Genomic DNA, 10,429 nt, shown 5'->3' with positions numbered 1-10,429 from the left:
GCGCACGTTCATCATGGCGATTGCCGGGCAGAGCGAGGAGGCCGAGGGCATTGCCAAGGCGACGATGCCCGCCGATCTCGCCGCCGCGATTTCGCCCTATCTGCGCTACATGCCGCGCCTGACCCCCGCGCAGCAGGCCGCCGCCGCCAATCTCGGCCGCTTCCCGCGCGCCGCGGACATCGGCCGTGATGATCCGCAGATCGTGCAATATGCGCTCGCCCATCCCCGCGCGCAGCGGGTCGATGCCGCGCTCGTGCCGCAGGGCGAGGCGCTGGGCGCGCGCGGCCGCGATGACCGGTCGAAGCGCCGCCGTCCGGGCAAGGAAGACAAGCAGCAGACGGCGCTTGCCGCAGCATCGCCGGCTCCGGCCCAGCCACTGCTCGTCAGATCCGCGCCACTGCCGCCGCCGCCACCTCCCACGTCGGCGCAACCGGCCCTCACTGCGCCCTGGGGGCTGCAACCGGGCAGCCGCACCGCCGCCGCGCCGCAGCAGGGCTCGCCCGCCGGACAGACGCAAGTGGCACCGACGCAGACCACACCGGCGCGGCCCACGGTCCTGTCAAAGCTCGACGTGCCCCCCGGCACCCCGCTTTCGCCGCCGCCGGTCCCGCGCCCTGTAACGCCGCCGCCGTCTGCTTCGCCAACATCGGTCGCTCCGGCAACCACGCCGCCGCAGCCGCAAGTGGCCACGCCAGCGCCGCCGCCGAGCGCTCCTGCGCAAGTGCAAGTGGCGGCCTCTGCGCCAGCAGGCACGCCTGCCGCGATCGGCCCCCAACTTGCGCTGGCATCGACCCAGCCGACACCGGCAACACCGCCGACTCCTGCACCCGCCACGGTCCTCCCCCCGGCGCCTTCCGCCGTGCCGCCGCCGGTTGTGGCACCGTCCACGCCGACCCCGCCTCCGGCGCCATCGGCCAGTTCCGCGCCGGCCGATTTCCGCAGCATGTTCGACGGCTTCAAGGCGCCCGAGCAGGAAGCAGCCGCCGCCAGCAGCGACGCGGTCGATCTCGCGCGGATCGAGGCGATGCGCGAGACGGCGCGCGCCGCCGCGGCCGCCAAGGCCAAGGAGCGCGCGGCCAGGGACCGCGGCGCGCGGCCCGACGGCCCGACCGCCGTCTCGCGCACCAGCGATCAGGACGAGGCCGAGCCCACCGTCACACGCGGCGGCAAGGAGAAGGCTGCCAGGGAAGACGCCGCGAAGGATGCCAAGGCCAAATCGGCCAAGGACAAGCTCGCGCTCGGTACCGACTGCTTGGAGCCTGCGGGCAAGGGCAAATCAGGGAAGAGCAAGGCCTCACCCGCGAAAGCCAAGGCGACCGCGAAGTCCAAGGGCAAATCGGGCAAGGCTGACACGCAGTGCCCGCCCGAGAATGCCAAGTCCGCCAAGAGCAAGGCGGCCAAGGCCGAGCTCCAGCACCCCAGCCGGATCTGGGTGCAGGTCCTCACCGGTTCCAACCGCCCGGCGATGGGCAAGGAGTGGCAGCGCCTTGCCGGCAGCTCTGCCGCGCTGCGTGGGCGCAAGCCTTCGATCACGCCGTGGCGTAGCAATTATCGTTTGCTGACAGGGCCTTTCGCCAGCGACGCGGAAGCGCAGGCGTTCGTCGAGAAGCTGCGCAGCCAGGGCGTCAGCAGCTATCAGTGGACCAGCCCGGCGGGCCAGGCGGTCGACGGTCTCGGCGCGAAGTAGGGTTTGTGAAGGGGCGGGGCTCTGCACCGCTTCTCCACAGCTTATGAACAGACTAGTAAAGTTTTGCCCAGCCCCGCGCGGGGCTCCGATTGCCGTCAAGAGCCCTCTCCGCGATGGCTCGCATCTGTCCAGTCCGGACACCGAGGAACACGCGATGCGCACCGGCCATGAAGACAGCGAACGCGATGATGCGGCGCCCGTCGATATGCTCGCCTCGCTGTTCGAGGCACGCGGATGGCCCTGCGAATTCGTCTCGGATGACGAGATCCACGGCGAAATCCAGGGCAGCTGGGCCAGCTACCAGCTCCGCTGCATCTGGCGCAGCGAGGACCATGTCCTCCAGATTCTCTGCCTCCCCGATATCCGCGTCGCCGAGGACAAGCGCGGCGCGATGTTCGAGATCATGGCGCTGATCAACGAGCAGGTCTGGCTCGGCCACTTCGATATCTGGTCCAACGGCTCGGTGCTGCTTTACCGCCACGGCCTGATGCTGGGCGACGACGGCCTGCTCAGCCTCGTCCAGGCACAGACCGCGATCGAAGCGGCGGTCGACGAATGCGACCGCTTCTACCCGGCCTTCCAGTTCCTCCTCTGGGGCGCCAAGAGCCCCGCCGAAGCCCTCGCCAGCGCCCTGATCGACGCCGCCGGCGAGGCCTGATCTCCCTTCCCGCTTGCGGGAGGGCGTATCAGATTCTCCCCTCCCGCTTGCGGGAGGGGCTGGGGGAGGGCATGTGCCATTGCACAACCTTCAAGCGAGACGCCCAGTGACCTTCTCCCTTCTCCAATTCGGCTGCGGCAACATGGGCGGCGCCATGCTCGCCGGCTGGCTGGCGGCCGGGTTCGATCCCGCCGCGTTCACGGTGGTCGATCCGCTGCTCGCCGAAGCGCCCACCGGCGTATCCCTGCTGCGCGAAGCCTCCGCCGAAGCGGCCCCCGCCGATGTCGTCCTGCTCGGCTTCAAGCCGCAACAATTCGCCGCGTCCGCCCGCGCCATCGCCCCGCATGTGGGGGAGGGGACGCTGCTGCTCTCGATCCTCGCCGGTGTCGATGTGGCCACCTTGCGCGCCGCCTTTCCGCAGGCCGCGGCCATCGTGCGCGTCATGCCCAATCTCGCCGCCGCGATCGGCAAGTCGCCCATTGCGCTCTACGGCGCGGCGGAAGGGCCCTTGCGCGAACGGACCGAAGCGTTGATGGCCCCGCTCGGCCCGGCCGAATGGCTCGCCGAGGAAGCCGCGATGGACATTGTCACCGCGCTTGCCGGTTCCGGTCCTGCGTTCGTCTACCGCTTCATCGATGCGCTGGCGGAAGGCGCCGCCGCGCTCGGCCTGCCACGCGTCCAGGCGGACCGGCTCGCGCTGGCAATGGTCGAGGGCGCCTCTGCGCTTGCTGCGGCCTCGCCCCACGCGCCCGGAGAACTCGCGCGCCGCGTCGCCAGCCCCGGCGGGACGACCGAAGCCGGGCTCAAGGTCCTCGATGCCGACCAGCATCTCGCCGCGCTCGTCACGGCCACCTTGCGCGCCGCGCGCGACCGCAGTGCAGAGCTCACCGAAGCCGCACGAAGATAGGGACGGTCCCTATTTTTCCGGATGCGGGCCAAAACCGGACCTTATTACGCTTTGATACATTCCGTTATGGCCCGGAAGCTTGAATTGGTAAGGGTTTGGGGCGATATTGGAAGCACTCGGTTCATCCCGGGCCGAAACGGAGTTAGGTACGTCATGGCAAACTGGAATGACCCCCAGCCTTCTGGCTGGAGCCCGGCAGGCTTCGGCGCTGCGGCGGGTCTCGCCGGGCGCGGCGCCGCGTATGATGCGGGTCTGCGCCGCTACATGCTGTCGATCTACAACTACATGGCCTCGGGCGTGCTGCTTTCGGGCATCGTCGCGCTGCTGTTCGCCACCTCCGGCATGGCCGAGGCGGTGTTCGGCACCCCGCTGCGCTGGCTGGTCGCGCTCGCCCCGCTCGCCATCGTCATGGTGATGAGCTTCGGGGTGAACCGCATCTCGACCACCACGATGCAGGCGCTGTTCTGGGCCTTCAGCGTGCTGATGGGCATTTCGCTCTCGGCGATCTTCGCGGTCTACACCGGCCCGTCGATCGCGGCGACGTTCTTCGCCACCGCGGGCGCCTTCGCTGGCCTGAGCCTCTACGGCTACACCACCACGAAGAGCCTGTCGGGCCTCGGCACGTTCCTGATCATGGGCCTCGTGGGCATCCTGATCGCCAGCCTGATCAACATCTTCCTGCAGTCGCCGGGCCTTGCCTGGGGCATCAGCTTCCTCGGCGTGCTCATCTTCGCAGGCCTCACCGCGTATGACACGCAGAAGCTGAAGGAAATGTACAGCCAGGTCGCGGGCACCGATTTCGCGGGCAAGATGATCGTGCTCGGCGCGCTCACGCTCTACCTCGATTTCGTGAACATGTTCACGTTCCTGCTGCAGTTCATGGGCGACCGTCGTTAATCTTTGGCGCCGCTGATCTGAAGCACGCTGCTTCACGTTAACGTGCCCGGCGGGCCTTCCGGCTCGCCGGGCATTTTCTTTGCGCGTCGGGCCGGTTAGAGCGCAGGATAAACAGAACCGGGGGGACCCTCTCGCATGCTTCGTACTTCGCGCCCGGCGGCGCCTGTCTTCCAGAACATTGCCCGTTTCCTCCCCGCCGCCGTGCTCGCGGCCGCACTGGCAAGTTGCGCCGCGCCGCCGCCCCCGCCGCCGCCGCCCCCGCCGCCGCCACCCAAGCCCTACATCCCGCCGCCGCCCAAGCCCAAGCCCCCCGCCGGGGCGAGCGGCAACCTCGTCATCCCGCCGCTCGATCCCAGCGGCCTGCGGCAGTCGGTGAACCGGGGCATCTCGTCCACCCAGATGCTGTGGAACCTGCGCTCGGCGCTCAACGTCGCCGCGCTCAATTGCAGCGATCCCAAGCATGCCGAGATCCTGCCGCGTTACAGGGCGTTCCTGAAAAACTACAACGCGACGCTCGCGGCGACGAACCGCAAGGTCGATGACGAGTTCAAGGCCCGCTACGGCGCGAAATTCACCGCCCCGCGCGAGGCCTACATGACCTCGGTCTACAACCACTTCGCGCTGCCGCCGATGATGAACGAGTTCTGCAACGCGGCGCTTGCCGTCACCAGCGATCTCGATGCGATCACGCCGCCTGCGCCCCCCGCGCCGCCCCGCAAGAAGGGCGCCAAGGCGGTCCCGGCGAAAGTGCCGACACTCAAGCCCGCCGAGCTTGAAGCCTTCGCCATGCGCAGCCTGCCCAACATCGAAGTGGTCTACGACGATTTCTACCGCCGCTACGAACAGTACCAGCGCGATCTCGCCGAATGGAACGCCAAGTACGGCCCGCCAGCGGCGTCTGCGGCTGCGAGTGGGACGCCCTGAGAGATCGTCCATAACCAACGAGAGGGTGGAGGCATCAACGCTTCGCCCGCATTTTGCTCTTGGCAAGCGCCGCCCCGGTGGGCTAAGGGCCGCGCTCCCGGCAGGGCAGCTTCGTGCTGGCAGGCCGGAGGATACTGGGAACGGGGCCGTAGCTCAGCTGGGAGAGCGCGTCGTTCGCAATGACGAGGTCAGGGGTTCGATCCCCCTCGGCTCCACCAGTATGCCGTAAATTGGCCCTGAACGGCCTGCGATCCTTCGACAAGCTCAGGATGAGCGGTCGATGGACTTCACCCCACACCCGCTCAGCCTGAGCTTGTCGAAGGCCGCGCTCTTCGATAGCTCCATTCCATGCATTTTCTCGACCAGGCCAAGATCTTCATCCGCTCCGGCGCGGGCGGGCCCGGTGCGGTCAGCTTCCGGCGCGAGAAGTACGTGCAGTATGGCGGCCCCGATGGCGGCGACGGCGGCAAGGGCGGCGACATCATTTTCGAGGCGGTCACCGGCCTCAACACCCTGATCGACTTTCGCTACACCCAGCACTTCCGCGCTCCCCGCGGCGGCGGCGGGGCGGGCAAGAACCGCACCGGGGCGGCAGGCGACGATCTCGTCATCAAGGTCCCCGTCGGCACGCAGGTGATCGATGGCGAGGACGGCGAGACGGTGCTGCTCGATCTTACCGAACCCGGCCAGCGCGAAGTCCTGCTGCGCGGCGGCGACGGCGGGCGCGGCAACCTGTCTTACAAGACCTCGACCAACCGCGCCCCGCGCCAGTTCGGCCCCGGCTGGCCGGCGCAGGAAATGTACGTCTGGCTGCGGCTCAAGCTCTTGGCGGATGTCGGCCTTGTCGGCCTGCCCAATGCGGGCAAGTCCACCTTCATCAACCAGATCACCAACACCAAGGCCAAGGTGGGAGACTACGCCTTCACCACCTTGCGCCCGCAGCTCGGCGTCGTGCGCTACCGCAACCGCGAATTCGTGCTGGCCGATATCCCCGGCCTGATCGCGGGCGCCGCCGAAGGGGCCGGGGTGGGCGACCGCTTCCTCGGCCACATCGAGCGCTGCCGGGTGCTGATCCACCTGATCGACATCAATGGCACCGATCCCGCCGAGGCGCTGCATATCGTGCAGGACGAGCTCGAGGCCTACGGCGGCGGGCTCGACGAAAAGCCGCGCCTGATCGCGCTCAACAAGATCGACACCGTCGACGCCGAACTCGTCAGCGCCTTCCGCGCCGAACTGCGCGCAGCGGGCGCGCGCCGCGTGTTCCCGATCTCGGGCGCCACCGGCAAGGGCATGAACGCCCTGCTCGATGCCGTGCTCGAACACCTCCCTGCCGCCACTGCCACCGAACGCCCGGATGGCGAGGTCGAGGACATCGAAGACCAGAAGCCCTGGTCGCCGATCTGAGGGGCTTCACCCTCAACCCCTTCCCGCGCCGCAGCATTTCCCCTAAGCGGCTCGCACCATGTCGATCGCCAGACCTGCACTTGAACGCCTCGCCCAGCTGACGGATGCCGCCGAAACCCCGCGCCTTGTTCTGAAGGTCGGCTCGGCGCTGCTCGTCGGCAAGGATGGCGAGCCGCGCCGGGCCTGGCTCACCCTGCTGGTGGCGGAAATCGCCGCTGCCCGGGCGCGCGGGCAGGATGTCATCGTCGTGTCCTCCGGCGCGATTGCACTGGGCGCCCGCAAGCTTGGCCTCGCGCGCGGCGGCAGGGGCAGCCTTGCCGATGCGCAGGCCGCTGCCGCAGTCGGCCAGATCGCGCTTGCGGGCCTCTGGGCCGAACTCCTCGCTGCGCATGGCCTGATCGCCGCGCAGGTTCTGCTAACGCTTGAAGACCTTGAGGACCGCCGCCGCTACCTCAATGTCACCGCCACGCTGGGCACCTTGCTGGCGTCTGGCGCGGTGCCGGTGATCAACGAGAACGACACCGTCGCCACCGAGGAAATCCGCTTCGGCGACAACGACCGGCTGGCCGCCCGCGTCGGTCAGGCGGCGGGGGCGAGCGCGGTGCTGCTGCTTTCCGATATCGACGGACTTTATGACCGCGATCCCCGCCTCGAAGGCGCGGTGCGCATTCCTGTGGTGCGCGGTGTGACGCCGGAAATCCATGCCATGGCGACGGGTGGTTCCTCTTCCGGCCTCGGCTCGGGCGGCATGACCTCCAAGTTGCAGGCTGCCGAGATCGCGGGCCTTGCCGGCATCGCGCTTGCGATCATCGATGGCCGCCCCGAAAGCCCGATTGCCGCCGCGCTCGGAGAGGAACGCGGCACGCTGTTCTGCCCGCCCGGCAAGGCGCGCGCGCGCAAGGCGTGGCTTGGCGGCAAGTTGCGCATGAAGGGCGCGGTCGCGGTCGATGCCGGTGCCGCCGCAGCCCTCGCACGCGGCTCGAGCCTGCTCGCGGCGGGCGTCACGGCGGTTGAAGGCACGTTCCTGCGCGGGGATGCTATCGCCGTGCTCGGTCCGGACGGCACCGTCCTCGCGCGCGGCCTCAGCGAGTATGACGCGGCGGAATGTGCGGCGCTGATGGGCCATCCATCCGCCGAGCATGAAGCGCTGCTCGGCTATGCCCCGCGCTCGGCGCTGATCCACCGCGACCAGTTGGTGATGCTGTGACGGACGGTCAGCTTGTCGCGGTCACGGGCGCGACCGGTTTCGTCGGGCAGGCCGTGCTCATGGCCACGGGCCGGAAGCAGATCGAAGTCCGCGCGCTCACCCGGCGCAAGCAGCGCCTGCGCGGCGGGGTCGAATGGATCGACGGCGATCTTGGCGACAAGGCCGCCCTCAAGCGCCTGATGGAAGGCGCCAGCGCGGTGATCCACATCGCCGGTGTGGTCAACGCGCCCGATCCGGCGGGGTTCGAGGAAGGCAATGTCCAGGGCACCCTGCGCGTGATCGAGGCGGCGCATGACATGGGCGTCGCGCGCCTGATCCACGTCTCCTCGCTCGCCGCGCGTGAGCCGCAGCTCTCGGTCTACGGCGCATCCAAGCTGCGCGGCGAACGGCTGGTGCGCGCTTCCGGGCTCGATTGGACGGTGGTGCGCCCGCCTGCCGTGTTCGGCCCGCGCGACACCGAGATGCTGGAGCTTTTCCGCCTTGCGCAGCGCGGCGTGGTGCCGCTGCCGCCGCCGGGGCGCCTTTCGGTGATCCATGTGGTGGACCTTGCCGAACTGCTGCTCGCGCTGCTCCCCAGCAGCGAGGAAACCACGCATCAGGTGTTCGAACCCGACGACGGCGAACCCGGCGGCTGGACCCATGTCAGCCTTGCCCACGCCATCGGCGCCGCCGTGCGCGAGAAGCCGATCCGCCCGCTCTCGCTCTCGCCGGGGGTGGTCAAGCTTGCCGCGCGCGCCGACCGCATGGTGCGCGGCAAGAAGGCCAAGCTGACGCCCGACCGCGCCAGCTATATCTGCCATCCGGACTGGACGGTGAGCGAGGGCGCGCAGCCGCCTGCATCGCTCTGGCGCCCACGCATCGATACGCGCGAGGGGCTCCACGCCACCGCCGCGTGGTACCGTGAGGCGGGCTGGCTGAAATAGCGGCTCAGGCCGGCTCGACCAAACCCGCCAGCCGCGCCGCGACCATCCCCTGCAGCGGCAGCCGCGCCTTCATCCGCACCGCGAGCAGCGCCGTGCCGCTGACCTTCCTCTGCACGAACAGCGTATCCATCGGCGGCAGGTGCCAGGTGTCGCGGTCCTGCGCCACCGGCTCGCCGAAATCGCGCAGTTTCGCCACGAAGCTGCGGTCGGCAAAATCGAAGATATCGTCCTTGTTCACATGCTCGAGGATCACCCCGATCACGCCCTCGAACGCCTTGCCGTGCCGCGCCATCTGTTCTTCGGAGGCAAACCCCACTTCGCAGATGCGCCGCTTCAGTTCCGCCGGATCGCCATTGAGGCCCGCCTGCATCATCCGCGCATAGGCGGCGCGGGTCTCATCGGGAACCGCGCGCGCCGCGCCGAAATCGAGCAGCACGACTTTCCCCGTATCGGGTTGCCAGCGATAGTTCGCGAAGTTCGGATCGGTCTGCATGAAGCCGAACACGAACAGTTCGCGCAGCACCAGATCGAGCATCGCGCCCATCACCCGGTCGCGCACGTCCTGCGGCGCTTCGGCCAGCGTGTCGATCGGGCGCGAGGCGATGAAGTCCATCGTCAGCACGCTCGGCCCGGTCAGTTCCTCTACCGGCGCGGGGACCACGAATTGCTCCTCGCCCGCGAGCATCGCGCCATAGCGGCGCATCTGCTCGGCCTCGCGCAAGTAGTCGGCTTCCTCGTGCAACTGGCGCTTGGCCTCGACCAGCAGCGGCGAAATATCAAGCGTCTTGGGCAGCAGGCCCGAAACGCGCAGCAGCGTCGCGACATTGTCGATATCGGCGTCGATGCTGGCGGCGATGCCCGGATACTGCACTTTCACCGCCACTGTGCGCCCATCGTGCAGCACCGCGCGGTGGACCTGCCCGATGGAAGCCGCCGCAATCGGCGTCGCCTCGAAGCGGGCGAACTTGCGCCGCCAGTCCGGCCCCCAGCTGGCCGCGAGCACGGTCTGCAACTGCTTGGGCAGCATGAAGTGCGCGGCATCGCGCAGCCGGGCCAGAATGGCCGTCAGCTCTGCCGGAAGCAGATCGCCGGCATCGAGCGAGATCATCTGCCCCAGCTTCATCGCCGCCCCGCGCAGCCGCGAAAGCTGCTCGGTCACGCGCGTGGCGTTGGCGGGGGTGAGCAGCAGATCGGCCATCTGCGGCCGCTCCCCGCGTGCGATCCGCTTGGCCCCTTCCGCGATCACTCCGCCCGCGACGCCGCCCGCCAGCTGGCCGAACGCAGAGAAGCGCCCAAGGCGGCTGGTGGGAACTTTCCGGTAGCGGTCTTCGCTCAACGCATGATCCTCTGAAGGGCAGGACGAACCCGCAAAAACCGCACATAGGCCCATTCGAGCGCTGAGAGCACTAAGGGAATCCGCGCCAGCACGCCAAGCGGACGCAGCAGCGGGATCGCCCGCCACATTGCCGCAAAAGCCGCTGCGCCATCGAGCAGCACGCCATCCTCGCGCGCATGGAGCCGTGCCAGCAGCAGCGTACGGTCACGCGGGCAGGTGGCTTGCGTCTGGCTCACATCGACAAACTCGATCCGCCGCGCCCGGTCCAGCCGCCGCATAAGCGCAATCTCGCGCGTGCAGAGCGGGCAGGCGCCGTCATACCAGACGGTGAGGGGGGCAGGGGACATGCCATGCGCCTAGGCCTTGGGGCGAGGGCGCGGCAAGGTGCTCATTGGTGAGCCTATGAGCAGCCAAACCCTGATCCGTTCGTGTCGAGCGAAGTCGAGACACCAAGCGCCGCGCTCGGTGTCTCGACTTCGCTCG

At 68.7% G+C, this 10,429-nt stretch carries 10 protein-coding genes and 1 tRNA gene; 9 read left to right on the top strand and 2 right to left on the bottom strand.

Annotated elements, in window-relative coordinates:
• The 9 genes from IP83_RS05190 to IP83_RS05150 all read left to right on the top strand — a co-directional run.
• Positions 1 to 1,687, top strand: a 1,687-nt coding sequence (locus IP83_RS05190) for an SPOR domain-containing protein (RefSeq protein WP_197274281.1), incomplete at its 5' end; no start/stop codon positions are given.
• Positions 1,688 to 1,841: 154 nt separating this feature from the next.
• Positions 1,842 to 2,345 carry a YbjN domain-containing protein gene (locus IP83_RS05185; protein WP_054121153.1) on the top strand — a complete coding sequence of 168 codons (504 nt, stop codon included), beginning with the start codon at positions 1,842 to 1,844 and terminating at the stop codon, positions 2,343 to 2,345.
• 106 nt (positions 2,346 to 2,451) lie between these two features.
• Positions 2,452 to 3,252, top strand: a complete 801-nt coding sequence (gene proC, locus IP83_RS05180; RefSeq protein WP_255352064.1) for a pyrroline-5-carboxylate reductase — start codon at positions 2,452 to 2,454, stop codon at positions 3,250 to 3,252.
• 153 nt (positions 3,253 to 3,405) lie between these two features.
• On the top strand, positions 3,406 to 4,149 hold the full coding sequence (locus IP83_RS05175) for a Bax inhibitor-1/YccA family protein (RefSeq protein WP_054121152.1): 744 nt from the start codon (positions 3,406 to 3,408) through the stop codon (positions 4,147 to 4,149).
• A gap of 135 nt (positions 4,150 to 4,284) precedes the next feature.
• Entirely contained in the window at positions 4,285 to 5,073 is a 789-nt protein-coding gene (locus IP83_RS05170; protein WP_054121151.1) for a hypothetical protein, read from the top strand.
• Between the two features lie 142 nt (positions 5,074 to 5,215).
• Positions 5,216 to 5,291: transfer RNA gene (locus tag IP83_RS05165), tRNA-Ala, on the top strand.
• A 130-nt stretch (positions 5,292 to 5,421) separates the two neighbouring features.
• The gene (gene obgE / locus IP83_RS05160; RefSeq protein WP_054121150.1) at positions 5,422 to 6,480 is read left to right on the top strand and encodes a GTPase ObgE; all 1,059 of its coding nucleotides are present in this window, start codon (positions 5,422 to 5,424) and stop codon (positions 6,478 to 6,480) included.
• A 58-nt stretch (positions 6,481 to 6,538) separates the two neighbouring features.
• On the top strand, positions 6,539 to 7,687 hold the full coding sequence (gene proB, locus IP83_RS05155; RefSeq protein ID WP_054121149.1) for a glutamate 5-kinase: 1,149 nt from the start codon (positions 6,539 to 6,541) through the stop codon (positions 7,685 to 7,687).
• Positions 7,684 to 8,610, top strand: coding sequence for an SDR family oxidoreductase (locus IP83_RS05150; protein ID WP_054121148.1), 927 nt, complete (start codon positions 7,684 to 7,686; stop codon positions 8,608 to 8,610). The genes proB and IP83_RS05150 overlap by 4 nt, the downstream gene beginning before the upstream one ends.
• A 4-nt stretch (positions 8,611 to 8,614) precedes the next feature.
• Here the strand turns inward: IP83_RS05150 and IP83_RS05145 are convergent, their stop codons facing one another.
• Both IP83_RS05145 and IP83_RS05140 read right to left on the bottom strand, forming a co-directional pair.
• Positions 8,615 to 9,946, bottom strand: coding sequence for an AarF/ABC1/UbiB kinase family protein (locus IP83_RS05145; RefSeq protein WP_054121147.1), 1,332 nt, complete (start codon positions 9,944 to 9,946; stop codon positions 8,615 to 8,617).
• A complete protein-coding gene (locus IP83_RS05140; RefSeq protein ID WP_054121146.1) occupies positions 9,943 to 10,293 on the bottom strand; it encodes a thiol-disulfide oxidoreductase DCC family protein in 351 nt (116 codons plus the stop codon). Before IP83_RS05140 ends, IP83_RS05145 begins: the two co-directional genes overlap by 4 nt.
• Positions 10,294 to 10,429: the final 136 nt, after the last annotated feature.

Source organism: Novosphingobium sp. AAP93 (assembly GCF_001296055.1).
In the GTDB taxonomy this organism is placed as follows: domain Bacteria; phylum Pseudomonadota; class Alphaproteobacteria; order Sphingomonadales; family Sphingomonadaceae; genus Novosphingobium.
The sequence above is the reverse complement of the archived record's forward strand: the minus strand, read 5'-3'. Positions and strand labels throughout refer to the sequence as shown.

What these genes read in the sequence shown, in the direction of transcription:
- obgE (WP_054121150.1), top strand. Translation starts at nt 5,422, where the DNA reads ATGCATTTTCTCGACCAGGCCAAGATCTTCATCCGCTCCGGCGCGGGC.
- IP83_RS05185 (WP_054121153.1), top strand. Translation starts at nt 1,842, where the DNA reads ATGCGCACCGGCCATGAAGACAGCGAACGCGATGATGCGGCGCCCGTC.
- proB (WP_054121149.1), top strand. Translation starts at nt 6,539, where the DNA reads ATGTCGATCGCCAGACCTGCACTTGAACGCCTCGCCCAGCTGACGGAT.
- IP83_RS05140 (WP_054121146.1), bottom strand. Translation starts at nt 10,293, where the DNA reads ATGTCCCCTGCCCCCCTCACCGTCTGGTATGACGGCGCCTGCCCGCTC.
- IP83_RS05170 (WP_054121151.1), top strand. Translation starts at nt 4,285, where the DNA reads ATGCTTCGTACTTCGCGCCCGGCGGCGCCTGTCTTCCAGAACATTGCC.
- IP83_RS05175 (WP_054121152.1), top strand. Translation starts at nt 3,406, where the DNA reads ATGGCAAACTGGAATGACCCCCAGCCTTCTGGCTGGAGCCCGGCAGGC.